Source organism: Lacticaseibacillus mingshuiensis, assembly GCF_016861785.1.
In the GTDB taxonomy this organism is placed as follows: Bacteria; Bacillota; Bacilli; order Lactobacillales; family Lactobacillaceae; genus Lacticaseibacillus; species Lacticaseibacillus mingshuiensis.
In genome coordinates, this window is sequence record NZ_BOLS01000006.1 from 57,981 (window position 1) to 79,985 (window position 22,005).

General features: G+C 52.1%; 26 protein-coding genes and 2 pseudogenes. 7 read left to right on the forward strand and 21 right to left on the reverse strand.

Annotated elements, in window-relative coordinates; genetic code table 11:
* Window positions 1-24: 24 nt before the first annotated feature.
* From ssb to JUE67_RS05145, 9 genes and pseudogenes are all read right to left on the reverse strand, one after another.
* Window positions 25-387: pseudogene (ssb, locus tag JUE67_RS05110) on the reverse strand (single-stranded DNA-binding protein); the annotation flags it as partial.
* Window positions 384-1,076 carry a putative HNHc nuclease gene (locus tag JUE67_RS05115; RefSeq protein ID WP_203637028.1) on the reverse strand — a complete coding sequence of 231 codons (693 nt, stop codon included), beginning with the start codon at window positions 1,074-1,076 and terminating at the stop codon, window positions 384-386. The pseudogene ssb and the gene JUE67_RS05115, both read right to left, overlap by 4 nt.
* A 4-nt stretch (window positions 1,077-1,080) precedes the next feature.
* Window positions 1,081-1,665, reverse strand: a pseudogene (locus JUE67_RS05120) (ERF family protein); the annotation flags it as partial.
* 84 nt (window positions 1,666-1,749) lie between these two features.
* Window positions 1,750-2,241: a siphovirus Gp157 family protein gene (locus JUE67_RS05125; protein WP_203637029.1), complete on the reverse strand. Its 492-nt coding sequence runs from the start codon at window positions 2,239-2,241 to the stop codon at window positions 1,750-1,752.
* 12 nt (window positions 2,242-2,253) lie between these two features.
* Window positions 2,254-2,487, reverse strand: a complete 234-nt coding sequence (locus JUE67_RS05130; RefSeq protein ID WP_203637030.1) for a hypothetical protein — start codon at window positions 2,485-2,487, stop codon at window positions 2,254-2,256.
* A 26-nt stretch (window positions 2,488-2,513) separates the two neighbouring features.
* On the reverse strand, window positions 2,514-2,777 hold the full coding sequence (locus tag JUE67_RS05135) for a hypothetical protein (protein ID WP_203637031.1): 264 nt from the start codon (window positions 2,775-2,777) through the stop codon (window positions 2,514-2,516).
* Window positions 2,761-2,883, reverse strand: coding sequence for a hypothetical protein (locus JUE67_RS12820; protein WP_263974054.1), 123 nt, complete (start codon window positions 2,881-2,883; stop codon window positions 2,761-2,763). The genes JUE67_RS05135 and JUE67_RS12820 overlap by 17 nt, the downstream gene beginning before the upstream one ends.
* Entirely contained in the window at window positions 2,874-3,221 is a 348-nt protein-coding gene (locus JUE67_RS05140; RefSeq protein WP_203637032.1) for a DUF771 domain-containing protein, read from the reverse strand. The genes JUE67_RS12820 and JUE67_RS05140 overlap by 10 nt, the downstream gene beginning before the upstream one ends.
* Window positions 3,222-3,236: 15 nt before the next feature.
* Window positions 3,237-4,016, reverse strand: a complete 780-nt coding sequence (locus tag JUE67_RS05145) for a phage antirepressor (protein ID WP_203637033.1) — start codon at window positions 4,014-4,016, stop codon at window positions 3,237-3,239.
* 84 nt (window positions 4,017-4,100) lie between these two features.
* Here JUE67_RS05145 and JUE67_RS05150 point away from each other — a divergent pair, with 84 nt between their 5' ends.
* The gene (locus JUE67_RS05150; RefSeq protein WP_203637034.1) at window positions 4,101-4,358 is read left to right on the forward strand and encodes a hypothetical protein; all 258 of its coding nucleotides are present in this window, start codon (window positions 4,101-4,103) and stop codon (window positions 4,356-4,358) included.
* Here the strand turns inward: JUE67_RS05150 and JUE67_RS05155 are convergent.
* Genes JUE67_RS05155 through JUE67_RS05165 form a run of 3 tightly spaced genes read right to left on the reverse strand, consistent with a single transcriptional unit; the run spans window position 4,324 to window position 5,615 of the window.
* On the reverse strand, window positions 4,324-4,569 hold the full coding sequence (locus JUE67_RS05155) for a hypothetical protein (RefSeq protein WP_203637035.1): 246 nt from the start codon (window positions 4,567-4,569) through the stop codon (window positions 4,324-4,326). The two genes, JUE67_RS05150 and JUE67_RS05155, sit on opposite strands and share 35 nt — an antisense overlap.
* Window positions 4,570-5,379, reverse strand: coding sequence for an ORF6N domain-containing protein (locus JUE67_RS05160; RefSeq protein WP_203637036.1), 810 nt, complete (start codon window positions 5,377-5,379; stop codon window positions 4,570-4,572).
* A gap of 2 nt (window positions 5,380-5,381) precedes the next feature.
* Window positions 5,382-5,615: a helix-turn-helix domain-containing protein gene (locus JUE67_RS05165; RefSeq protein WP_203637037.1), complete on the reverse strand. Its 234-nt coding sequence runs from the start codon at window positions 5,613-5,615 to the stop codon at window positions 5,382-5,384.
* 137 nt (window positions 5,616-5,752) lie between these two features.
* On the opposite strand from JUE67_RS05165, the gene JUE67_RS05170 reads away from it, so the two are divergent.
* The 5 genes from JUE67_RS05170 to JUE67_RS05190 all read left to right on the forward strand — a co-directional run bounded on the left by JUE67_RS05170 (window position 5,753) and on the right by JUE67_RS05190 (window position 9,842).
* Window positions 5,753-6,547 carry a helix-turn-helix domain-containing protein gene (locus JUE67_RS05170; RefSeq protein WP_203637038.1) on the forward strand — a complete coding sequence of 265 codons (795 nt, stop codon included), beginning with the start codon at window positions 5,753-5,755 and terminating at the stop codon, window positions 6,545-6,547.
* A gap of 88 nt (window positions 6,548-6,635) precedes the next feature.
* A complete protein-coding gene (locus JUE67_RS05175) occupies window positions 6,636-6,992 on the forward strand; it encodes a zinc-ribbon domain-containing protein (protein WP_203637039.1) in 357 nt (118 codons plus the stop codon).
* A gap of 72 nt (window positions 6,993-7,064) precedes the next feature.
* Window positions 7,065-7,286 (forward strand): hypothetical protein, encoded by a 222-nt coding sequence (locus JUE67_RS05180; RefSeq protein ID WP_054722337.1) that lies wholly within the window; start codon window positions 7,065-7,067, stop codon window positions 7,284-7,286.
* 106 nt (window positions 7,287-7,392) lie between these two features.
* Window positions 7,393-8,454 carry a DUF3644 domain-containing protein gene (locus JUE67_RS05185; RefSeq protein ID WP_203637040.1) on the forward strand — a complete coding sequence of 354 codons (1,062 nt, stop codon included), beginning with the start codon at window positions 7,393-7,395 and terminating at the stop codon, window positions 8,452-8,454.
* Between the two features lie 233 nt (window positions 8,455-8,687).
* On the forward strand, window positions 8,688-9,842 hold the full coding sequence (locus JUE67_RS05190) for a tyrosine-type recombinase/integrase (protein WP_203637041.1): 1,155 nt from the start codon (window positions 8,688-8,690) through the stop codon (window positions 9,840-9,842).
* Window positions 9,843-10,406: 564 nt separating this feature from the next.
* On the opposite strand, the gene JUE67_RS05195 is transcribed toward JUE67_RS05190, so the two are convergent.
* Together JUE67_RS05195 and JUE67_RS05200 are read right to left on the reverse strand one after the other, a co-directional pair.
* Window positions 10,407-10,664: a hypothetical protein gene (locus JUE67_RS05195; protein ID WP_203637042.1), complete on the reverse strand. Its 258-nt coding sequence runs from the start codon at window positions 10,662-10,664 to the stop codon at window positions 10,407-10,409.
* A 48-nt stretch (window positions 10,665-10,712) separates the two neighbouring features.
* Window positions 10,713-10,925: a hypothetical protein gene (locus tag JUE67_RS05200; protein ID WP_203627598.1), complete on the reverse strand. Its 213-nt coding sequence runs from the start codon at window positions 10,923-10,925 to the stop codon at window positions 10,713-10,715.
* Window positions 10,926-11,228: 303 nt separating this feature from the next.
* Between JUE67_RS05200 and clpP the strand changes: the two genes are divergently transcribed.
* On the forward strand, window positions 11,229-11,825 hold the full coding sequence (gene clpP, locus JUE67_RS05205; RefSeq protein WP_125697044.1) for an ATP-dependent Clp endopeptidase proteolytic subunit ClpP: 597 nt from the start codon (window positions 11,229-11,231) through the stop codon (window positions 11,823-11,825).
* 146 nt (window positions 11,826-11,971) lie between these two features.
* Here the strand turns inward: clpP and JUE67_RS05210 are convergent, their stop codons facing one another.
* From JUE67_RS05210 to uvrB, 7 genes are all read right to left on the reverse strand, one after another.
* Complete coding sequence (locus JUE67_RS05210) at window positions 11,972-12,421, reverse strand: MarR family winged helix-turn-helix transcriptional regulator (RefSeq protein ID WP_125697045.1); 450 nt, start codon at window positions 12,419-12,421, stop codon at window positions 11,972-11,974.
* Window positions 12,422-12,590: 169 nt separating this feature from the next.
* Window positions 12,591-13,532, reverse strand: coding sequence for a DNA-binding protein WhiA (whiA, locus tag JUE67_RS05215; RefSeq protein WP_203627600.1), 942 nt, complete (start codon window positions 13,530-13,532; stop codon window positions 12,591-12,593).
* Between the two features lie 4 nt (window positions 13,533-13,536).
* Window positions 13,537-14,574, reverse strand: coding sequence for a gluconeogenesis factor YvcK family protein (locus tag JUE67_RS05220; RefSeq protein ID WP_203627602.1), 1,038 nt, complete (start codon window positions 14,572-14,574; stop codon window positions 13,537-13,539).
* Complete coding sequence (gene rapZ / locus JUE67_RS05225) at window positions 14,571-15,455, reverse strand: RNase adapter RapZ (RefSeq protein ID WP_125697048.1); 885 nt, start codon at window positions 15,453-15,455, stop codon at window positions 14,571-14,573. The genes JUE67_RS05220 and rapZ overlap by 4 nt, the downstream gene beginning before the upstream one ends.
* A gap of 319 nt (window positions 15,456-15,774) precedes the next feature.
* Window positions 15,775-16,314: an HdeD family acid-resistance protein gene (locus JUE67_RS05230; protein ID WP_203627604.1), complete on the reverse strand. Its 540-nt coding sequence runs from the start codon at window positions 16,312-16,314 to the stop codon at window positions 15,775-15,777.
* A 221-nt stretch (window positions 16,315-16,535) separates the two neighbouring features.
* Window positions 16,536-19,400, reverse strand: a complete 2,865-nt coding sequence (gene uvrA, locus JUE67_RS05235; protein ID WP_203627606.1) for an excinuclease ABC subunit UvrA — start codon at window positions 19,398-19,400, stop codon at window positions 16,536-16,538.
* 1 nt (window position 19,401) lies between these two features.
* Window positions 19,402-21,414 (reverse strand): excinuclease ABC subunit UvrB, encoded by a 2,013-nt coding sequence (uvrB, locus tag JUE67_RS05240; RefSeq protein ID WP_203627608.1) that lies wholly within the window; start codon window positions 21,412-21,414, stop codon window positions 19,402-19,404.
* Window positions 21,415-22,005: the final 591 nt, after the last annotated feature.

Here is a 22,005-nt window from a genome sequence, read left to right on the forward strand (position 1 = left end):
AAGATCATCATCATCTGCGACGTTTGCCGGCTGGCTGCTGGTGGTCGGTGCTTGGTTAGCTGCCTGAGACCTCGGTTCAAGCAACGCGAAGTTCTCAACGATTACCTCAGTCACATACACTTTCTGGCCTTCTTGGTTGTCGTATGTGCGCGTTTGAATGTGTCCCTCTACACCAACCAGCGAACCCTTATGCGTGAAATTTGAAAAGTTTTCGGCACTCTTACGCCAGATCACGCAGTTGATGAAGTCGCTCTCTCGTTCACCTTGCTGATTCGTAAACTTCCGGCTAACCGCCAACGTGAACTGGGCTACGGCGGTCCCACTTTGTGTGTACTTCAATTCGACATCACGGGTCAGGCGGCCCGTCAGTGATACGTTATTGATCATTGCTGATTCCTCCCATCAAATTCTTCAAATTGTTTTCTTGTGTTGAGCCGGAGACTGACCAGCGTTTCTTCGTCAAGCTTCACCGGCTTTATCTTGTAAAAATCCATGAACCAATCGATCCCCTTCTGATGCCTGATCGTATGGTGTACCCGGCATAGGGGCATGAATTTGTACTTACGATTATCGATGTGATCACGATCGTTTCCGGACCCGATAGGCGGCTCATGATCGATGTCCGCAGGCTTGCCACAGATCACACATACCCGATGCTTAAGGCACTGCATCATCAGGGGGTAGTCATCCGGTATTGAGTCCATGTGTTTCGTACTCCACGGCAACCCGTGATCAAAGCCAAACGTGATGACATAGCTTAAGTATTCGCTGGCCTTGCTCATCGAACAGTTGGACATTGAGAAATACTCGGAGCCAGTCTCAGCCATATAAAACGCCTTGGTCCAAGCCTCCATCTCCAGCGGCGAATATCCTGTGTAAAGCGCATAGTCGCCAATGAGTGCCCAAATCTTCTTACGCTGATCGGGACTGATGCTGCGACCGTCTTCGACCTCAACGGCGACACTTGGCTGCTTGCCATTAGCTAGTTGGTGCAAGCGCAGCATGTCGGGCATGTCTACCAGCCGGACCGCGACCAGGTCTCCGCTCACACTTTCGATATTCCCGTTCAGTAGCAATTGATCACCCCATTAGCTGGCTCAGGGCACGCTTTAATGCCCCCATTTCTGGTTGTGTCAGCGAGTTCAGCCGCTTGTTTTGAACTTTTGCGGAAGTAAAAATGTTCTGGTATACCACCTTTGGTGATGTTCCGTCCTTACCAGCAAAATCAGTGACCAGAGTGTCAAGCTCCTCTACATCTTGCTGACTGGCTAACGGCTCGCTAGTCTTTTGTTGTCTGGTCTGATGCTGACTAGGCCGCGTGCTCTGATCAGGCTGGTTCTCTGAGGCTCCATTGCCGTCATCATCCTCGCTCGCAATGCCAAATGCCGCTTCCAGCGAGTACCGCCGGGCGTATGTCAGCGCTGATCCATATCCTTGTGCGTCTTTCTTGCCAACCGGTAATGTCAGTGGGCCAAACATTAAATACTCGCCAGAGATGTGATGAATCGTTGTCTTTACCTGCGGCAACCCGGTGTCAGAAGTTGATGCATCCTGTGTATAAGAGATACCAAGATCCGGGTGTGCGGTCTGAACTTCCTTAATCGCTGAAATATCATCGTCTAGGCCAGCATATTTTGACTTGAAGAATGGATTATCCTTGTTCTTCTTCGGTGCGCTTAGGTACTATTGAAACTTGGCCAGAGCCTTAGAAATTTCCTTGATGTCGTCTGACTTATCCATAGCTGCCTCCTACTTGATGAGTAAGTGATTCCCGCGCGGCTTGTACGTGGCCCCGACAACTTCTTCGCCGGCGTCCAAGCGTTGCCGGATCAGGTCGGTGTCTGACGTACGTACCTCTTTAAACACGTCGGCTTGCAGGTTATCTTCGTCGATGTCGATCGGCTGCTTGCCGCCATTCTTGGCAATCGTCACGGTGAACAGTGGCGTTTTGACCCTAGTCAAATGGGCGTATTCAAGGCACTCTTGGAGTGATTGCTTGATGTGGTCGCGGTTGTGGAGAAAGGCTGCTCTGCGGTCGGTAAGCCGCTTAATTTCAGTGTCAATGACATCGGCGTCCGCTTCGATCTGCTTGATAACTTGCACATATCCCTCGGTCTTTTCTTCAATGGCCCCGTCGATGCTGTCCATGGTGTCTTGCAGCACTTCCGGATCGACGGTGCCGTTTTCCGCAAGGTTAAGCAAATTGGCACGTTTACCGGTTAAGTCGTATAATATGCTCATAGTGGATTCCCCCTATTTAGTATTGGTCGTCAGTGTTGCCCCACTGGCGGCCTTTTTTGCGTCTTCCAACTGTTCAATCTTGCGAACTGCTTCGCTCAGGATGTCATAGCGCGCGGCGGCTTTGATCTTGTCGGCCGCGGCCTCACCATCCAGAACGAGCTGCGAAAGCTGTGTCGCAAAATACTCACGCTTGGTTACCAGGTCACGATAGATCTCGTCTGCTGACACATAGTAAATGTTCTTCATGATTTCACCTTCTTTCGTTGTTTTGTTCATTCCGGCTGCCTGCCTTCTGCAAAAGCGCGGACATTTACGTATTGCCCAGGCGCGATTTCACCACTAAGTTGGCGAACACCTGTGCCGTCGTCCAGATGGTAATGGCTCTGAGTTGCATCAGGCATTGTCGCAACGAATGGCGCCAGTGCATCACGCGCCGCCTGATTAGTTGGTAGGTCAAACAGCCAAAGGTCAATATTCGCACCCTGGCGCACTGCCTGGATGATCGCGTTCTCTGTCGGGCTAACGTTGATCAGCATCTTCATCACCTCCTAAGTCGAATAAATCGCGGAACTTCACACCATCGAGCATCGGTGGAATGATGCAGATTGCGATGATGCTGATTGGAACCAGAATTACTTGCATTGCCATCCTCCTTCGGTAATCTGTTTCAAGTTGTCGTGCAGCCACACAGCCATCTCCGGCGCGCTGAACAGCCACCGAGAGCCGTCACCGCCCTGGGCACGCGGATAACTGACCAGCGCACCACAGGCATTGAGTTCAACAATCTTCGGCAGCAGGACGTGGTTGGTCAGCTTGCCCCGTTCATAGCCGCGTAGCTTCTTGATGACATCGTTGATGGTCCAGCGGTCGCCGAATATCAGCTCCCTGGTCGCCTGTTCCCAGTCGACCCGGTCAACTAGCACCTTGTCTGCAGGGACTGTGACTGGAAACGACACCGTCACATTGATCGTGTCTTCCATGGCTATGCCTCCTTTCTATGCCGTCTGCGGTTCGTTAGTCCGCAGAAACTTGTTGATAAAATACTGTTGGCCCTTGCCGGTCACCTTGACTGTTTTGCTAATGCTTACCGATCCGTCAGAGTGCCCAATGGTGGTTTCCTTGACCCGGAACAGCTTCATATCCATAGACCGCTGCGTTGGCATGTTCCAGTCACTGCCTTTACGGTTAATCAGATACCCTTGATCACGCAGCATCTTGAATAGTCGATTTTGGCCAATGTCTACGCCGTTCTGCCGAAGCAGCTTTGCCAACTCGCCGACCAAAATCGTTGTGTGGCTGGTGGCCACCGCGTCCGCGAACAACGCCTTAGGCTTCATCTTCTCGTTATCGGCTGTGAGTGCTGCCGTACGGGCTTGTTCATTCTTCAACTGTGTTGCCAGTTTGATAATGAAGTCTGGGTCGTAGATGGCCTTCTCAATCGTTTCTGGCGTCATATACGCACCGTGCTTGCGGATCGATGGAAGGACTTCTGCGGTCACCCAGTGCTTGAATTCTTTGGCAGTCGGCAACTTGCTGGATAGAACTAGGCTGTACAAACCCGATTCGTTGATGATGGTCATTTCGCGAGATTGACCTGAGGTACCGATTTGGTACTTCAGCCGATCTTCCTCTTCAACATGAGCGTTTACGTCACGACTTCCGTTTTGATATCCGAGAATGTCGGCCACATCCTTACCGACAAACATCGGCTCGTTATCAACAACCAAAGTCCGTACTTGACGGCCTTTGAAATCAAACTGCTGTAATTCGTTCATTTTTAGATACCCTCTTTCATAAGTTTTCACAGTTTACCGGCGTCCAGAAGTGGGATAATTTTCTTCAGGAAGGAGGTGAGATATATGGACAATATTTATCGAATCAAAGAAATCACTAGTGCCTCGGCAGCTGCTGATGCCAATGCATACCTTGAAAAGGGTTGGCGCCTCGTGACTGCCGGAACAAAAACCATAATTGATGATTTAGGCGATTCGTATCAGACAATTGCTTATGTTGTTGGCGCAACAAAGCAACAATGGGACGAATACAATGCTGTAAGAGCGTCAGCGAAGATCGATTCACCGCTCAAACCCGACCTGTTCCGCGATGGCAATGAATGAGTTCGTCAGCCAAGGTGCGATCAACAAAAAATAGGATAGATACTTGGCTTTCATAGTCGAGGTCGTGCTTGCGTAACACCGCAATTACTTCCTTGGCTATTTTCTTATCAACAAGGTCAACGTCTGGATAGCCACCTTTTGGAGCCATAATATTGCGTCGTGTAAGATCCATCGTTATCACCTTCTTCCGATCCGTCTGTGGTTCGTTCATTTATACGGCCTCCTTAGCTGAATTAATTGCCTTTGCGATCGCCTTGACGCCTTCATCGAAGTAAAGCCATTGCGGTACTTCCTTGTCACTGTGCTGTGACTTGCTGTTAGCCCATCGGCCGTATTCGTTTTGCCCTGGCTGTTCAGCCTTGATGCCAATTTGATTAGCGGTGCGGCCCACCTTGTTGGCTGTGGTTCCAAGCTTCTGGGCGACCGCCGTTGCGCTGTACTCCTTCCTGAGCAACACAGGAATGGTCATCTCACCGGTGATTGCTTCCGCAGCCTTGGCCAACAGTGCCTGCTTGGACGTTTCGGACTTGGTTTGCATGGCGATACGGTAAAGCAATGTTCCCTTGCGTGTCTGCGCATTCTCGCTCATGATCTCAAGCCGCTTAGCGGAATCGATACGCGGCTGTGTTGCCTTTGCCTCCGCCCGCATGGTGAAGTAACCATCAACCAACTGGTCATATACTTCCCATGCCTTATCATCTTCGAGAATCTTCAACAGCTTGGAATACCCACGCTCGGAAAGCAGATATGCATTTGCGCTACGGTTCCAAGCGTTCTGGGTATAGCCAAATTCGTTATGGCTCAGACCCATCACGGATTTGAGATCAATAATGTCGATGCCATTCTTGAAGCGTTCTCGGTTGTCATTGATCCGTCGATTAATCTCGCCAAGCGGCTGGCCGTGAATCAACGCGATGTCCTTAACCAACATTGCCTTTTTGTCTTTGCCGAACCCGCCTTCGATACCGGTGAATTCAATGTGGCCGATATGTTCACGGCCAATTACTTTTAATTCGTTCATTACTATGCCTCCTTTCGTTCCTTTTTAGGAACGTTAACTTCAAAAAAATATGCCATTGGCGCTCCGAAATTGGAGTGAAGTTTGCGAGCTTCCGACAGGCGGAAATCAGGCCCGGTTCCATTAAGCTTTTTGCTTACGTAATTTGGCGTGGTGCCCAAAAGCTCTGCAACTTCCGACTGGGAAATGTTTCGAGCAACAAGCCAACCTTTTAGATTCCCATAACCCGGATTGTTCATATGTTAGCCTCCCTTCTGCAATCCGTTCCTATAAAGGAACAGGTACATCGTAAGCCCAATATGGTATTGTGTCAACAAAAAAGTTCCTTTTCGGGAACAAACGTGATATAGTGTTCCTAAAGGAGGAATACTCAACCATGACAGAAACCTTATTTGGCAAGAGATTGCATGACCTCAGACTACTGAAAAAAATGTCCCAACAACAACTTGCTGACAGTCTCAATAAGTGGACGAAAGAACATGATCCGAGCAATCCTTCCACTATCAGTAAGAGCATGATATCACGCTGGGAAACCGGCAATACCGACCCTCAAATGTTCTATGTTAGGCTCGTAACCAAATACTTCGGAGTAAATCCAGAGGCGTTTATGAACGAAGCATGGTCTTTGGAAGACGATATCATTGACAATTCAGTAAACAAAAATGTGTTTACTAAGGTTAATGACATACTCCCCATATACAACAAGCTCCACCCCGCACGTCAGCAGAACGTGTACACCTATGCGGAGAATCAGCTGAAAGATCAGCAGAATGAGAATGTTGTCCCGTTCCCAGAACAGCGTGAGATTGTTTGCGGCCGTGGTACTGCTGCCGGTGCCCCTATCGATGGCGCCACACAGGACGCTGAGGTGCGTAGGACGCGCGTCAATGTTGACGACATCCCAGCTAGTGCGGATGAGATTGTCACTGTCGAAGGCGACTCGATGGAGCCCGACTACCCGAAGTATTCGCAGATATTTGTTCGCTGGCAAGACACAATAGACGATGGCGATCTGGCCGTTGTCCGTGTGGCTGACGAAGGTGTCACATTCAAGCAGGTATCCCGCGATTATCAACAAAAGAAAATTGTTCTACACTCACTGAATGACAAGTATCCCGACAGATACCTCGATCCCGAAGATGTCAGCATCATCGGTGTTGTCATCAACTAACCCACTAAGCAGCAGGCACGGGCAGGACGTGCCGTGGGCTTACGTCCAAACGTGATCGACGTTAAAAGCTGATTGGAGGAGTATTACTATGGATAGCCAAGACAAGTCTCAAAAATATTGTTCCAATTGTGGATCACCCTTGAACGACGGTATAAAGTTCTGCCCAAAGTGTGGAGTGCCTCAAGACCAAGGAAAAGAATCTTCAGGAGCATTCATCACCAGCACTGATAAAAGCAAAACACATACATCGTATATTGCTTGGGGGTGGGTTTGCGCAGCTGTTTCCCTATTCATTCCAATTGTTGGCGCAGGGAGCATAACTTTTGGCGTTCTGCTCATCAAAGACAAACGTTTATCTGCTGCAATCCCGCTCATTGTATGTTCTTCAATTTTTATAATTCTCGGGTTGACAGGATTCGGGGCCGGATTTTTTGGGGCACTTTAGGAGTTTAAACTCGCCACAGTATCAGGCCCGTGCAACTCGGGCCGCGGGCGTTAATCTGAAAGGAGAATCGACATGAAGATCAAGAACTTATATATGTATGCAGCATGTTTGGTTTGTCTCGTAGTCGCTTTGATTTCGCTGTACGTCGTTGTATCTGGAATATCCGAGCTTATCTGGTTCGACAAGTCCGCGCAGCCTGGAATCTACCTCTACCAGCAACTGTTCAACGGGGCCATTATGCTGGTAGTATCCTCGTTGCTATTCGTATTCCACTGGCACCACGCAGACAAGTAACACACAGCGTTGGGCAAACAAAAAGCCCTCCAGAGAGGGCGGAAACGACAGATACTGGGGATATGACTTTTTTCATTGATGATTTTGTTAGGAGATAAAGTAAGCAATGAAAACAGCAGAACGTTCTAAGCGTGAAACACTTATATACGACACCATGCTGGAGAAAAGCCAGGAATCGTTTACTCTCGCGCTCGAGCTTTACAACAGGCCAACTATTAAGTACCGAGTCGAGGCATTTTCATTCTTTATCTGTAATTCGTGGGAATTAATGCTGAAGGCAAGGCTAATAGATTTAAACGGCTTCGACTCTATTTTTTATCGAGACAATCCTTCGCGTTCAATTGCACTATCAGACGCGCTCAAGCGTGTCTTTACAGATAAGCGAGAGCCCCTGCGGATTAATCTTGAGAAAATTATAGGACTGAGAGATACTGCAACCCATTTTGTGACCACAGAGTATGAACAGCTATACGCCGAACTCTTTCAATCTTCTGTCTTCAACTACGTCAATAAGTTCAACAGCTTTTTTGGAATTGATGTTACCGACCGATTTGACCAGCACTTCCTGTCGCTCTCTGTCAATGTAGACGGTCTGGATGTAAACGCGATCAAGAGTAAATACCCGGCGAAAATTGCTCAGCAAATTCTCAATGAGAGCACAGCGATATCTGACGCAACCGACCAAATTGATAGCACCAGCTTCTCGATTCCAATCGACCACAAAACCTACATCACTAAAAATAAAAAGGACGCGGACTTTATCGTCTCCGTTGTAAACGACGCCGACCAAAAAACAGCAATCATAAATCGCGTTCGCGACCCCAAAAATACGCACCCCTTTTCCTTTAGCGGTGTTGTTTCACAGGTTAATAACTGGATACAGCTTAAAAAGGTTGGATATTACGTCAAAACTCCAAGTGGTGAAAAAAGAAGAACTTTTAACAGCAGCGACTTGAGCTTATTTATAAAGTTTTTCGACGCTAAGAATAATCCAGACTATGCCTACAAACATGTTGTTGGGAAATCCGAGTCTTTCACCTATTCTCAAAAATGTATAGACCTGGTTGAAAAGCACATTAAGGAGCACCCGCGATCCGTTGTAGACCATTTGAAACTGGCCATTGCAACCAATCAAGACACAAAAAAAGAGACAACCCCAGGCGCGTAGGAATTCTTGGCCGAAGCTTACTCCCATTCGGGAACCCAGCGTTTCTCCCTCTCAAGTTATCTCTCATATAATGTACCATCACAGAGCAATCTTAGCCAGTAGTTCGTCTCATTCTTAATAAATCAAAAAGCGCCGACCCCCATGTCCTGGCAGACTGGGTCGACGCACGTACAGAAACGCACACTGAGGCGCGCTCTTTGCGTCTCCAATTATAGCATAGGAGGCTAGGAATCATGGCAACAATCAAGAAAACAGGTACTGGCCAATGGACAGTGCGCGGAGTAGTCACCTACCAGGACGGAAGCACCAAAGACATTAGACGCGCATTCAACAGACTGGCGAAGGCAAAGGAATTCGCCGCCGGTTTGACTACCGAACAGGCCAGTCCCGTCGCCGCGCCCGCCGAGATCAGTTTCGCTGACTACTACGATCGCTGGATAACCACTTATAAGCTGGGAAAGCATTCTGATGTGACAGATACCTGGTATACACTCGTCGGCGGCTATATCCGTCAGTACTTTCATGACACGCTGATCAGCGGCATCGACCGCGCTAGCTATCAGAAGTTTCTTGACTGGTGTGCAACTACCCCGAGGGGAAAACGAGAACAGCCCCTGTCGAGGACAACTGTCAGCCGAATCAACTCATACATCAAGGCGGTCGTGTTAGACGCTGTTGAGGACGGCTACACGAGGCGCGATTTCACTCGCCGGGCAGTTGTCTCAGGCACCCCCTCAAAGCCTGCCAGCGAGAAGTATGTGGACGCTGGCGAGCTCGAAAAGATGGTGTCCATAGCCGAGCGTCACGCATCACTGGAAGCAATGTCTTACTATGTTGTCATATTTCAAGCGTTGACCGGGGCCCGATTTGAAGAAGCTCTGGGTATGACGTGGGAATGCGTGAACTTCGATCAGCACACGGTCACGTTTAAGCGTTCGTGGTTATACAAGAACAAGAAACGCTTTAACAATTTTGGTCCACTCAAAAACGTCCAAAGCTATCGTACGATTCCCATTTCAACAAGTCTGCTTGCTGTCTTGTCACAGTTACGTCAAGAACAGCGTAAGGCCTACCTCGCCGTGGGCTATCGCGACACGGACGACCTTTGTTTTCGGAAGGCAGATCACAGCATTCTGACAAACAACGCTGTCAATGATACCGTTCGCCGCCTATGCAAATGGGCCGGCACAAAGAATTCTATCACAAGCCACGGATTGCGACACTCTCATGGCTCAATGCTTCTATACAAAGGCGTGAGCATCCTTGCTATTTCACGGCGTTTAGGCCATGCCAGTGTGAACATCACAATGAAGGTCTATCTGCACGAAGTAGACGAGATGAAACAGAAGGATGATCAGCAAACATTGAAGGCATTGAATGAGCTGTAAACGATTGGCATTTGCTTGGCACCCATCGCGCACAAATGCCGCCAATTCAGCAATCGATACTCCCTGGCTGCGCATAATCAATAGAAAGCACGCAACTGTGCGAAAACAAAACGCCTAGAAATAGGCGTTTTTGTTTGCCCGAAAAGGAGCGAAAAAAGAAATGTGTGCAATGAGTGTGCAATCCAGGGCTAACTTCGGGCCAAAATTGCCGATATTGCACATAAATTGCAAACCGAACTATTTTGCGAAATAGTCGTCAATTCTCATAGAAAGTAAAATAGCACTCGACGCTCCGACTGAGTGCTACATATGCTTTGAAGCGCGCTCGCGTTCTCTTCGGGCCGCGATCCTAGCAAAAAGTTTTGCCGAGCCCTCCCGAAAGGCTCGTTCCTGTCCAGGCTTGATTCGCAGGGGTTCAATGACTCGTAACTCGTTCGGTCCGTATGTGAAGCGATCAGCTCTAATATCATCCTTTTTAGGTTCGGCCATTTGCATTTTTTCCTTCCATATCCGGATATCACCATCATCGCTGACCCGCACCTCTACGATTTGAATCGGGCCACCTCACAAATAGAAGCCCTGCCCGTTAGATTGGGTGTCATCGGACTTGATCCAGTCATCGATCTTGTAATCAGCGGGGATCCACTTTTTGTTCTGCAACTCAATAAACTGCTCACGCGTGAGACTGGAGATCTTCAAAAACGTCGCTTCTTTAGAGTCACCCACTTTTCTGTCCCAATTAAAAATCTCATCCGCTGGCAACCACCATGGCCGTGGCATTGGCCCGCCAAGTTGTTCGTCTTCCCAACGCTTCTTAGGCATAATAATCACCTTTCCCTAGAACGAGTACCTCACGTTGTAGCCGGCGCCTCAGGACTTGATCCAGTCCTCGATCTTGTAATCAGCGGGAATACCACCGTTTGCTTGGTATTTACGAAAGCGTTCTGGCGTAAGCGCGGAAATCTTCATAAGAACTGGCTCGCCCGGTTGACGATTCCGATTTAAGATCACATCATCATCCAACCACCATGGCCTCGGCATTGGCCCGCCAAGCTGTTCATCTTCCCAGCGTTTCTTCGTCATCCGATTCCGCCTCCGATCTCGCCTTAATTGTACCGCATTCGCTCGAAGTAATGGGGACCCACCCGACAGCGTATCGGGTCCTTCTCTGCCAGCACACGTAACGTCGCGCGTCACCGCCTCCCCCCTCCGCGCACTTGTTTCTTTTGCCCCGCCGGCCATTGCGGTATGATAAGTTACGAAGTCGGTGGCCAGCATCCCCCCCCGAAACAATTTTTCGGTGAAATGTTTGACCTTCTTTGACTTTAGTCGTATAGTTAGCACTGAATTACAATGAGTGCTAAGCTCAATTGAGGAGGTAACGCAATGTTAGTGCCTACAGTTATTGAACAGACCAGCCGTGGCGAACGCGCCTACGACATTTACTCACGCCTTTTAAAAGACCGAATCATCATGCTGTCCGGTGAGATCAATGATCAGATGGCAAACACCATCGTCGCCCAGCTGCTTTTCCTGGACGCCCAGGATCCTGATAAAGATATCTACCTTTATATCAACAGTCCTGGTGGTGTCATCACGTCTGGCCTTGCGATCTTGGACACGATGAACCTGATTCACGCCGACGTGCAGACCATCGTCATTGGGATGGCCGCTTCCATGGCCTCGATTCTTCTGGCTGGCGGTGAAAAAGGCAAGCGCTTTGCCCTGCCAAACGCCGAAGTCCTGATTCATCAGCCACTGGGCGGTGCTCAGGGCCAGCAGACCGAGATCGAGATCGCTGCTGAAGAGATCATGAAGACGCGCAAGCGCATGAACAAGATCTTGGCAGACGCGACTGGCAAGACCGTTGCCCAGATTCAAAAAGACACCGACCGCGATCACTATCTGACCGCCGAGGAAGCCAAGGACTACGGTTTGATCGATGGCATCTTGACCAGCAAAGCTGATAAAGATAAGAAGTAATTTTTCCTGAGAGGCACCTGCCAGCGCGGATGCCTTTTTTGTTGCCCAGCCAAAACAGAAACCTAACTCACGATCTCCTGCCACCAAAAAAGGAGGCCCTCCCCGTAGCTGCCAACCAGCAGTTACATGAGAGGGCCTCCCCTTTTTTACATCAAGGCGTCGTCTGGAATCGCGCTGAGTTTCTCATCAACGGTATCCACTTGGTCCTTGATCGCGTTGTAGTTGACCTTGTCCAAGTCAAGCAGCCGCATGCACGAGCCAACATGGGTGTAGATCTCGTCGCGCATCTGCTCAGCTTTTTTGCTCAAGCTGACCTGGACGCGGCGTTCGTCATCCTTGGCGCGCTTGCGATGGATCCAGCCTTCCTTTTCAAGCCGCTTCATCAGCGGGGTCAAGGTGCCAGAGTCGAGGTCGAGCGTCTGCCCAACTTCTTTGACCGACATCGTGCCGTGCTCATAAAGCGACAGCAACGTGATGTACTGCGGGTACGTCAGTTTGTATTGCGACAGCGCCTGTGCGTAAAAATGATTGAATTGTTTCTGCGCCTTGTAGATCGAGAAACAAAGCTGTTCATCTAACCGAATCGGGTCTACCATGATATGCCTCCAGTTTCTGTCCTGCATTTTCGCTACGGATCGAACTATCGAGCTTATTGTACACGATTGTTTCGCACAAAAAAAGCATTTTGCTTGGAAAATTGAGTCGGCGGTCCAGCTGCCGTCCTCAACACCGCCACACGGGCCAATAACCGTCCGCGCAACCCGTTCAGTTTCCCGCCTGCGCGCCCTCCGCGATCTGGTTCAGCTTGCGCAGCCGGTGATTGATGCCAGATTTCGAGATCGGGCCACTCGGTAAGATCGTCCCAAGCTCCGCCAGCGAGATGTCCGGATGTGCCAGGCGCGCCTCGGCCACCTCCTGCAGTTTCGTCGGCAGCGAGTCCAGCCCCGCGTGATCCTTGATATAGTTGATGTTTTCGATCTGCTTTTGCGCCGCGTCCACCGTTTTATTCATGTTGGCCGTTTCGCAGTTGACCAGGCGGTTCACCGAGTTGCGCATGTCCCGGACGATCCGGACATCCTCGAACTTCAGCATCGCGCTGGTCGCCCCGATGACCTGGAGAAAATCGGCGATCTTTTCCGCTTCTTTGAGATAAACGATGTACCCACTGCGGCGCTCAACGGTACGCGCGTTCAGGCAAAAATGATTCATCATTTTCAAAATACCGGCGTTGTGGTCGCTATACAGTGAATAGATCTCCAGATGATAGCGAGACGTCTCGGGATTATTCACGGACCCACCGGCCAAAAATGCGCCGCGCAAATAGGACCGCATCCGCTGTTCGGACCGCAAGATACGCCGACTCACCGCCGTCGTCAAGGTCATTTTTGCCGGATCAAGAATCTCAAGATCGGCAAGCACCTCGTTGACGCCGGTCGCCAAGCGCACAATGTACTGATTATTTTTTTTCAGCTTCATCTTGCGGCGAACGATCAGGTTGGCCTCGTGATGGTAGACCTGGCGAATCAGCGCGTAGATGCGCCGCGCGATCGCCGGATTTTCCGTCTGGACATTTAAGATGAACTGGTGGTTTTGAATCGCCAGCGTCCCGTTCATGCGAATCAGCGCCGACAGCTCCGCGCGGGCATGTTCGGGATGCACCTCCAGCTGGGTCAGTTCCTTTTTTACTTGGCTGGCAAAGCTTGCCATGCGCTCACCTCTTTTGCTTGTTGGTGTTGACCTGGAACGCGAGATTGAGAATCTCGCAGGCGACCTTATCGCCATCATGGAAAACGCCGTCGTCACGCAATTTCAAAAAATCGCTGGAGATCACGCGACAATTCATGTCCCGCAGCGCCTGGTAGTCGTGCTCGACCGGGCTCAAGATCTCATTATATTTGGCGTGGTCCAGATAATGTTGCGGCACCGGCGCGATATTGACCAGCACTGTGTCGACGAATGGCTTGCCCAGATGATCATGTAGCACTTGCACATGTTGGGCGTCGGAGAAATGCTCGGTCTCGCCTTTTTGCGTCATGATGTTGACGATGTAAATGACCTCGGCCGACGTTTTGAGCACCGCCTCGCCAAGGTTTTTGATCATCAAGTTCGGCAAGATACTGGTGAAAAGACTCCCAGGGCCAAGCACCACCACATCCGCCGCCATGATCGCGTCGATGACCTCTGCCACCGCGCGCGGCGGCTGCGTGTCTTCTGGGTCACTTTGACTGACGGTGACCTGCTGAATATGTTTGCCGGCGGCGCTGATCTCCGCCTCGCCGGACAGGCTGGTGCCATCCGTGAAGGTCGCGTTCAGCGTCAGTGGCGTGTTGCTGGCCGGGTAAATATGCCCATCGACCGACATCATTTTGCTAAGCTGCTGGACCGCATCGAAGATTCCGCCGTGCATCTCAGACAGCGCTGCGATGATCAGGTTGCCGATCGCGTGCCCCGCGAAAAATGCATCCTGCGTATTGAACCGATATTGGAAGATCTGTTTTTCAAGCTCCGGCATGTCGGACAATGCAACCAGCACGTTACGGATATCACCAGGCGGCACCACGTTGATATAGTTGCGAATGATGCCGCTAGACCCGCCGTCATCCGCCACGGTCACGATGGCCGTCACATCGGCGCCTTGTTCATGCAGACTTTTGACGATCACTGGCAAGCCTGTCCCGCCGCCGATCACGACGACTTTCGGGCGGCGTCCCTTGATGACCCGAATGAATTTATTTTCCGCCGCACTCATGACCGATTCACCGTCTCTTTCCGCTTATCGATATCGCGATGCGTGATATCGACAGGATAATCCTGCGCAAATGCCTCACCGATGCGCTTGGCAAAGGCGACACTGCGATGCTGGCCGCCGGTGCAGCCGATCGCGATGGTCACCGCACTTTTGCCCTCTTTTTGGTACTGCGGCATGATCGACCGCAACAAGCCATAGAATTGTTGATAAAAATCCTCGGCGGCCTGATTATTCATCACATAGTCAAACACCGGCTTGTCCAGCCCCGTTCGGTTGCGAAATTCCGGCACGTAATACGGATTGGGCAAAAAGCGGACATCCATCACGATATCCGCATCAATTGGAATGCCATACTTAAAGCCAAAGGACATCACCTCAAGATGAAACGTCGGATGCGACGCGGACTTGAATCCGACAAAGAGTTTTTCGCGCAATTGCCGTGGACTCAGATTAGTCGTATCGATCACGACCTGTGCCCGGTTCCGCAACTCCGTCAGCATCGCCCGTTCGCGCTTGATGCCATCCATCAGCCGGCCTTCCATCGCCAGCGGATGACTGCGCCGCGTTTCCTTGTAGCGCGAGACAAGCTCCGCATCCGTCGCATCCAAAAATAGAATGCGGGTGGAGACAAAGGACGTCTCATCCAATTTCGCCAGCATGTCATGAATTTGATCATAAAAAGCGTAACTGCGAAGGTCGATGACCAGCGCAACTTTCGTGATCTTGCCCGATTCCTTGACCAGCTCCCAGAACTTTGGGAGCAGGGCAGGTGGCATATTATCCACGCAAAAATACCCGAGATCTTCAAAAGACTGCATGGCCACGGTCTTACCCGCGCCGGACATACCCGTGATGATCACAAGATCCAACGTATCCGTCATGAGGGCCCCACTTTCTGCAGCATCCCGCTGCGTTCACTACCAGCAAGTATAACATGCCGGGCGTGTCATGAATAGCATGGTGCGGAGGCTCGCGGGATGGTGGAACAGCTAGGTCGGCTCAGGTGCTTGGTGGCGGCCCTTGCCACCGAGTGCATGAGACGCCTAGATGTTTCCACCATGCGAGCCGGAGCCCGTTTACATGGTGCGGAGGCTCGCGAGGTGTTAGGCACTTCTTTCTGAGCCTTCCGCAAAATACTCAAAACTTCCGCAACAAAAAAGACGACCCGCACCGCTGCAGGCCGTCTCACACAATTTTTCCTTAGATATTCCGCCGGGCAAACGCCACGACGATCGCGTTGACGCCAAAGATGCCGAAGAACATTGCCAGCAAGGTGACAATGCTGACCATACTTGTGACCGGATTCATCAAAAGCATCACGCCGACGAAGACCGCCAGCAAGTCTAAAATCACTTCAATGACGACCCAGCCTGTGCCGGCTTGCCGCAAGTGGCCCGCGTTGAAGAGACTTGCGAGACTGTCGATCAGGAACCAACCGGCAAACAAATACGTCAGCGTCACGGTGCCCAGCCCAGGCTGGAACAGGAACAACACGCCCAGCACAAGGTCGGCGATTCCCGCCAGCAGCGACAGCCAGGAAAGCTTGCCGGTGAATTGGCGCAATTTGGACCATGCCGCCAGGGTCGCAATGCCGCGCGTGATCGCGATGATCGCGAAGATGAAGGTCAGCGTCAACAACGTCGCCCCCGGATTGCGCAACATCACGACTGCCCCAATCAACAGCGCAATACCCGTGATAAACTCGCCCCAGTCAAAACCAAAATGTGTCTGTCTAAACATTGATGTCACTCCTTTATGGCGGCCAGTGCCGCATCCACCTCCCATGATACCGGCTTGCAAGCGGTAGCACAACTAAAACAGCACCAGCAAACAGCCGCCAGCCTCCGCCAACACGCTGGCAACGCGCTTTTTTGACAACAAAAAAGAACTGAGCAAGCGAGCCCAGTTCTTCCCGATCCGGCAGTTGGTGAGGACCCGCCCCTGCCAGAATTCAAACCCAATTATTTTTTCGCCGTCTCTTCAAGCGCGGCCATCCGTGCTTTGTCCCGGGCCAAGATCGGCGCCAGGTACTGCCCCGTGTAACTTTCCGGCACAGCTGCGACCTGTTCCGGTGTGCCTGTTGCGATCACCTGACCGCCGGCGTCCCCGCCTTCTGGGCCAAGATCGATCAACCAGTCCGCACTCTTAATGACATCGAGGTTATGTTCAATGACGAGCACAGTGTTGCCTTCGTCGACCAGGCGCTGAAGGACCTGCAGGAGCTTGCGGATATCATCCGTGTGCAGCCCCGTCGTCGGCTCATCCAGAATGTAAAAATTCTTCCCGGTCGAGATCTTCTGCAGCTCGGACGCCAGCTTCATCCGCTGGGCTTCCCCACCGGACAAGGTCGTTGCGCTTTGGCCCATCGTCACATAACCCAGACCCACATCGACGATCGTCTGGAGCTTGCGAGCAATCTTTGGAATCGCGCTGAAGAACTGCACGGCTTCGTTGACCGTCATGGCCAACACATCCGCGATATTTTTCCCCTTATAGGTCACTTCCAGGGTCTCGGAGTTGTAACGGGAGCCATGGCAGACCTCGCAAGGTACATAGACATCCGGCAGAAAATTCATCTCGATCTTGATGATGCCATCGCCCTTGCAGTTTTCACAGCGGCCGCCCTTGGCATTGAAGGAAAAACGGCCGGCCAGATAGCCGCGCAGCTTGGCTTCATTCGTCTGCGCAAATAATTGGCGAATGTCGTTGAACACCCCGGTGTACGTCGCCGGATTCGATCGCGGTGTGCGGCCGATCGGGCTTTGGTCGATGTCGATCAATTTCTCGATATTTTTCCACCCCAGGAGCTGGTCATACGCGCCTGGCTTGTTTGAGTTGCGGTAGAGTTTTTGCGCCAGTGCCCGCTTAAGGACGGAATTGACCAAGGTCGACTTGCCGGACCCCGAAACGCCGGTGACCAAGATCAGCTCGCCCAGCGGAAAATCGACATCGATATGCTTGAGATTGTGGTCGGCCGCGCCTTCCACGCGAATCACCTTGCCGTTGCCCTTGCGCCGCGTGGCCGGCACCGGAATGAACTTTTTGCCAGCCAGATACTGGCCGGTCAGAGACTTGGCGCTGCGCATCACTTGTTTCGGCGTGCCAGCCGCCATGATGCGGCCCCCGTTTTCGCCGGCGCCAGGGCCGACGTCGACCAGATAATCCGCGGCCATCATTGTGTCCTCGTCATGCTCAACGACGACCAGCGTATTGCCGAGATCGCGCATTTTTTTCAGCGAACGAATCAGGCGGTCATTGTCGCGTTGGTGCAACCCGATCGACGGCTCATCCAAGATGTATAGCACCCCAGACAAGTTGGAGCCGATCTGCGTGGCCAGCCGGATTCGCTGGGCCTCGCCGCCGGATAGGGTGCCGGCCGAACGCGACAAGGTCAGGTAATCCAGCCCGACATTTTCCAAGAACGTCAGGCGATCGACGACTTCCTTGACGATCGGCTTGGCGATCACCGTTTCGTTTTCGGTGAGTGGAATCTGCTTGAAAAATGGCAGGGCCTGCTTGATCGACAGATCGGAGGCCTCAGCGATGTCGTGACCATCCACTTTGACCGCCAGCGCCTGCCGGTTGAGGCGCTTGCCGTGGCAGACCGGGCATTCCAGCGCGGTCATGTACTGGCGCATCTGGTCCGAGCCAAACGCATAATTATTGGAATGATACCGGCGCTCGACATTATTCATCACACCTTCGAATGGTGCGGTGACATCCCGCACATTGCCGAAGTCGCTGTCGCTGTGAAAATGGAACGTACGCGTCCCACTGCCGTAGAGAATAACATCCTGTTGCGGCTTGGTCAGGTCCTGGAACGGCTTGTCCATCGGTACCTTGAAGGCCTTGGCCGCCTGCGCCAGCATGTTGGGATAATACACCGACGTCGCAGAGCTCCATGGCATGATCGCGCCACCCGCCAGCGTTTTCGTCGGGTCGGGCACGACCAGGTCCAGATCTACCGTCAGTTTTTGCCCGAGCCCATCACATTCCGGGCAGGCGCCAAATGGGGCGTTGAAGGAAAACAGGCGCGGCTCCATGGCGCCGATCGTGAACCCGCAGATCGGGCAGGCAAAATGCTCGGAAAAGATCAGCGGCTCGCCGCCGATCACATCCGCCGTGGCATACCCATCAGAAAGGCGCAGCGCGGCCTCAAAGGAATCAAATAGGCGGCTGCGCGCATCCCCCTTCACGACGATGCGGTCGATCACGATGTCGATATCATGATTTTTATTTTTATCCAGTTCAGGGGCATCCGTGGCGTCATAGATCTCGCCATCGACGCGCATGCGCACATACCCTTCGCGAATGATCTTCTCAAAAACCTTTTTATGTGAGCCCTTCTTGCGGCGCACGATCGGCGACAGAATCTGGATGCGGGTCTTTTCAGGCAATTTCTGCACCCGATCGACCATCTGCTCCACCGACTGCGACGTGATCGGCGTGCCATCATTGGGACAGATCGGGTGGCCGATGCGCGCCCACAACAGGCGCAGGTAGTCGTTGATCTCGGTGACGGTGCCGACCGTTGAGCGCGGGTTCTTCGACGTCGTTTTTTGATCGATCGAGATCGCCGGCGACAGGCCATCGATCGAATCAACATCCGGCTTGTCCATCTGCCCCAAAAATTGGCGGGCGTATGCGGACAGACTTTCGACATACCGCCGCTGACCCTCGGCATACAAGGTATCAAACGCCAGACTGGATTTGCCCGATCCTGAAAGGCCGGTCATCACGACGAGTTTGTTTTTTGGAATGGTGAGGTCGACGTCTTTTAAATTATGCGCTCGCGCCCCGTGAATCACGATCTTGTCACTTGCCATATTATTTCTCCGCTTCCAGTTCGAGTATCGTATCGCGCAAGGTCGCCGCCTGCTCAAAGTCGAGCTTCTTGGCCGCCGCTTCCATTTGACCCTGCAAATTGGTGATCAATTGCTTGCGCTCGGCCTTGCTGAGGTCATGCAAGTCGACCTCGGCAAAACTGCGCTTATCATCCGGATTCTCATTACCAGCCTTATCAAACGCGGTGATCGCCGCGCGAATCGGCTTAACGATGGTCTTCGGCGTGATGTGGTGCTTTTCGTTGAACGCCATCTGAATGGTCCGGCGGCGCTGCGTCTCCTTGATCGCCACATCCATCGAATCGGTGATCTTATCCGCATACATGATGACCTTGCCGTGTTCGTTTCGACTGGCCCGACCGATCGTCTGAATCAGCGAGCGCTCGGCGCGCAAAAAGCCTTCCTTGTCCGCATCCAGAATCGCGATCAACGAGACTTCCGGGACATCGATGCCTTCCCGGAGCAAATTGATTCCGATCAGCACATCGTATTTGCCAAGGCGCAGGTCGCGAATGATCTCGGTCCGCTCAAGTGTTTTGACATCCGAATGCAGGTATTGCACCTTGATGCCCATATCCTTGAGATAGTCGGTGAGATCCTCCGCCATTTTTTTCGTCAAGGTGGTGATGAAGACACGCTCATGTTTTTCAACGCGCTCATTGATCTCAGACACCAAGTCATCGATCTGGCCCATGATCGGCCGCACCTCGATCTCCGGATCCAGCAGCCCGGTCGGCCGAATGATCTGCTCGGCCACATCCTTCTTCGGCACCCGGTCGAGCTCATACGGCCCCGGCGTCGCGGACACATAAAGAATCTGATTGACGTGCTGCTCGAATTCATTCAGCATCAGCGGCCGGTTGTCCAACGCGCTGGGCAGCCGGAAGCCATAATCGATCAGCGTCTGCTTCCGCGCGCGGTCCCCGTTGTACATCGCCCGCACCTGAGGCATGGTCACATGGCTTTCATCCACCATGATCATGAAGTCCTTCGGGAAAAAGTCGAGGAGCGTGAACGGCGGCTCGCCTGGCTTGCGCCCTTCCATGTGGCGGGAATAGTTCTCGATGCCGTTCGTGTAGCCCATTTCCCGCAGCATCTCGATGTCATATGTCGTGCGCTGCTCTAGCCGCTGGGCCTCCAGCAACTTATTTTGCGCCCGCAACTCGCCCAGGCGCTCCGTCAGTTCCGCCGAGATGCCATCGATGCCCTTGGCCAGCGCGTCATCGGACGTCATGAAATGCGTGGCCGGGAAAATCGCGACATGATCGCGCACCCCGACCACTTCGCCCGTCAACGCATCGACTTCGCTGATTCGATCGATCTCGTCGCCGAAAAATTCGACTCGGATTGCATGATCATCCCGGCTCGCCGGAAAGATCTCGACGACATCTCCGCGCACACGAAAACGCCCACGCTGAAAATCGATGTCATTGCGGTCAAATTGGTTATCGACCAGCTGCCGCAAAAGCGTGTTGCGATCGATCTCTTCGCCGGTGCGCAGCGACAGCACGTGATCCGCATACTCAGTCGGCGACCCCAACCCAAAGATCGACGAAACCGACGCCACCACGATCACATCGTTACGCTCCAGCAAAGCGCTGGTTGCACTGTGCCGCAGCTTATCGATCTCATCGTTGATCGCACTGTCTTTTTCAATATAGGTATCTGAGCTCGGCACATAGGCTTCCGGTTGGTAATAATCATAATAGGAAACGAAATACTCAACGGCGTTATGCGGGAAAAATTCTTTGAATTCGCCGTACAGCTGGCCCGCCAATGTCTTGTTGTGGGACAAGATCAACGTGGGCCGGTTCAGATTGGCGATGACATTGCTCATCGTGAACGTCTTCCCGGTCCCCGTGGCCCCCAGGAGCACCTGTTCTTTTTCCCCGGCCTCAAAGCCCTTCGTCAGCTGGGCGATCGCTTCCGGCTGATCCCCCGCTGGCCCATAAGGCGAGACCAATTCAAATTTGCGATCCGATTGACGCTCGATCATAGGCATTCCTCCAAGATGAGACAATTGATAGCCGCACACAAAAAAATTGGAACCGAGATTCCAACTTTTGCTACACTTATTATAGCATAGCGAACATACTTTCGCTAGGGTGTGAAGCCGAGCGTTTAGGGGCGGAACCCAACTAGGGTGTGGAGGCTCGCGGGATGGCGGGGCAGCTAACTTGGCTCGGGTGCTTGAGGCGCACTTCGCCTCAAGTGCACGAGACAGTTAGATGTCCCCGCCATGCGAGCCGGAACCCAACTGCTGAATCTAGTTTACGGAAGCTTGCGGGAGGGCTCCGGCCAGAAACTGGCTGGAACGCTCCCAAGTAACTTTATGCCCGCAAAGAACGCGGTCATAAAGCTTACTTTCGTTGTAAGCGGCAAGCCGCTAACAACGACGAGGGGGCTGAGCCATTTCTGGCCGGAGCCCACCCGCTGTTCGAACGTTGGATCAGATGAATAAATCGAAGTGACGTACACGCTGTGAGAATGGTAATCAAACAACGTGAAAAATGACTTCCTTTCATTTCACTGTCGAACTGATTATAAATTCGCCCAAGTAATGCCTATATCACGAGTGAATTCGTGA

What these genes read in the sequence shown, in the direction of transcription:
- JUE67_RS05195 (WP_203637042.1), bottom strand. Translation starts at nt 10,664, where the DNA reads ATGCCTAAGAAGCGTTGGGAAGACGAACAACTTGGCGGGCCAATGCCA.
- rapZ (WP_125697048.1), bottom strand. Translation starts at nt 15,455, where the DNA reads ATGACGGATACGTTGGATCTTGTGATCATCACGGGTATGTCCGGCGCG.
- uvrB (WP_203627608.1), bottom strand. Translation starts at nt 21,414, where the DNA reads ATGATCGAGCGTCAATCGGATCGCAAATTTGAATTGGTCTCGCCTTAT.
- JUE67_RS05210 (WP_125697045.1), bottom strand. Translation starts at nt 12,421, where the DNA reads ATGGTAGACCCGATTCGGTTAGATGAACAGCTTTGTTTCTCGATCTAC.
- JUE67_RS05170 (WP_203637038.1), top strand. Translation starts at nt 5,753, where the DNA reads ATGACAGAAACCTTATTTGGCAAGAGATTGCATGACCTCAGACTACTG.
- clpP (WP_125697044.1), top strand. Translation starts at nt 11,229, where the DNA reads ATGTTAGTGCCTACAGTTATTGAACAGACCAGCCGTGGCGAACGCGCC.
- JUE67_RS05165 (WP_203637037.1), bottom strand. Translation starts at nt 5,615, where the DNA reads ATGAACAATCCGGGTTATGGGAATCTAAAAGGTTGGCTTGTTGCTCGA.
- JUE67_RS05145 (WP_203637033.1), bottom strand. Translation starts at nt 4,016, where the DNA reads ATGAACGAATTACAGCAGTTTGATTTCAAAGGCCGTCAAGTACGGACT.
- JUE67_RS05150 (WP_203637034.1), top strand. Translation starts at nt 4,101, where the DNA reads ATGGACAATATTTATCGAATCAAAGAAATCACTAGTGCCTCGGCAGCT.
- JUE67_RS05180 (WP_054722337.1), top strand. Translation starts at nt 7,065, where the DNA reads ATGAAGATCAAGAACTTATATATGTATGCAGCATGTTTGGTTTGTCTC.
- JUE67_RS05140 (WP_203637032.1), bottom strand. Translation starts at nt 3,221, where the DNA reads ATGGAAGACACGATCAATGTGACGGTGTCGTTTCCAGTCACAGTCCCT.
- JUE67_RS05220 (WP_203627602.1), bottom strand. Translation starts at nt 14,574, where the DNA reads ATGAGTGCGGCGGAAAATAAATTCATTCGGGTCATCAAGGGACGCCGC.
- JUE67_RS05200 (WP_203627598.1), bottom strand. Translation starts at nt 10,925, where the DNA reads ATGACGAAGAAACGCTGGGAAGATGAACAGCTTGGCGGGCCAATGCCG.
- uvrA (WP_203627606.1), bottom strand. Translation starts at nt 19,400, where the DNA reads ATGGCAAGTGACAAGATCGTGATTCACGGGGCGCGAGCGCATAATTTA.
- JUE67_RS05125 (WP_203637029.1), bottom strand. Translation starts at nt 2,241, where the DNA reads ATGAGCATATTATACGACTTAACCGGTAAACGTGCCAATTTGCTTAAC.
- JUE67_RS05230 (WP_203627604.1), bottom strand. Translation starts at nt 16,314, where the DNA reads ATGTTTAGACAGACACATTTTGGTTTTGACTGGGGCGAGTTTATCACG.
- JUE67_RS05155 (WP_203637035.1), bottom strand. Translation starts at nt 4,569, where the DNA reads ATGAACGAACCACAGACGGATCGGAAGAAGGTGATAACGATGGATCTT.
- JUE67_RS05160 (WP_203637036.1), bottom strand. Translation starts at nt 5,379, where the DNA reads ATGAACGAATTAAAAGTAATTGGCCGTGAACATATCGGCCACATTGAA.
- JUE67_RS05175 (WP_203637039.1), top strand. Translation starts at nt 6,636, where the DNA reads ATGGATAGCCAAGACAAGTCTCAAAAATATTGTTCCAATTGTGGATCA.
- JUE67_RS05135 (WP_203637031.1), bottom strand. Translation starts at nt 2,777, where the DNA reads ATGCTGATCAACGTTAGCCCGACAGAGAACGCGATCATCCAGGCAGTG.
- JUE67_RS05130 (WP_203637030.1), bottom strand. Translation starts at nt 2,487, where the DNA reads ATGAAGAACATTTACTATGTGTCAGCAGACGAGATCTATCGTGACCTG.
- JUE67_RS05190 (WP_203637041.1), top strand. Translation starts at nt 8,688, where the DNA reads ATGGCAACAATCAAGAAAACAGGTACTGGCCAATGGACAGTGCGCGGA.
- JUE67_RS12820 (WP_263974054.1), bottom strand. Translation starts at nt 2,883, where the DNA reads ATGCAAGTAATTCTGGTTCCAATCAGCATCATCGCAATCTGCATCATT.
- JUE67_RS05185 (WP_203637040.1), top strand. Translation starts at nt 7,393, where the DNA reads ATGAAAACAGCAGAACGTTCTAAGCGTGAAACACTTATATACGACACC.
- whiA (WP_203627600.1), bottom strand. Translation starts at nt 13,532, where the DNA reads ATGGCAAGCTTTGCCAGCCAAGTAAAAAAGGAACTGACCCAGCTGGAG.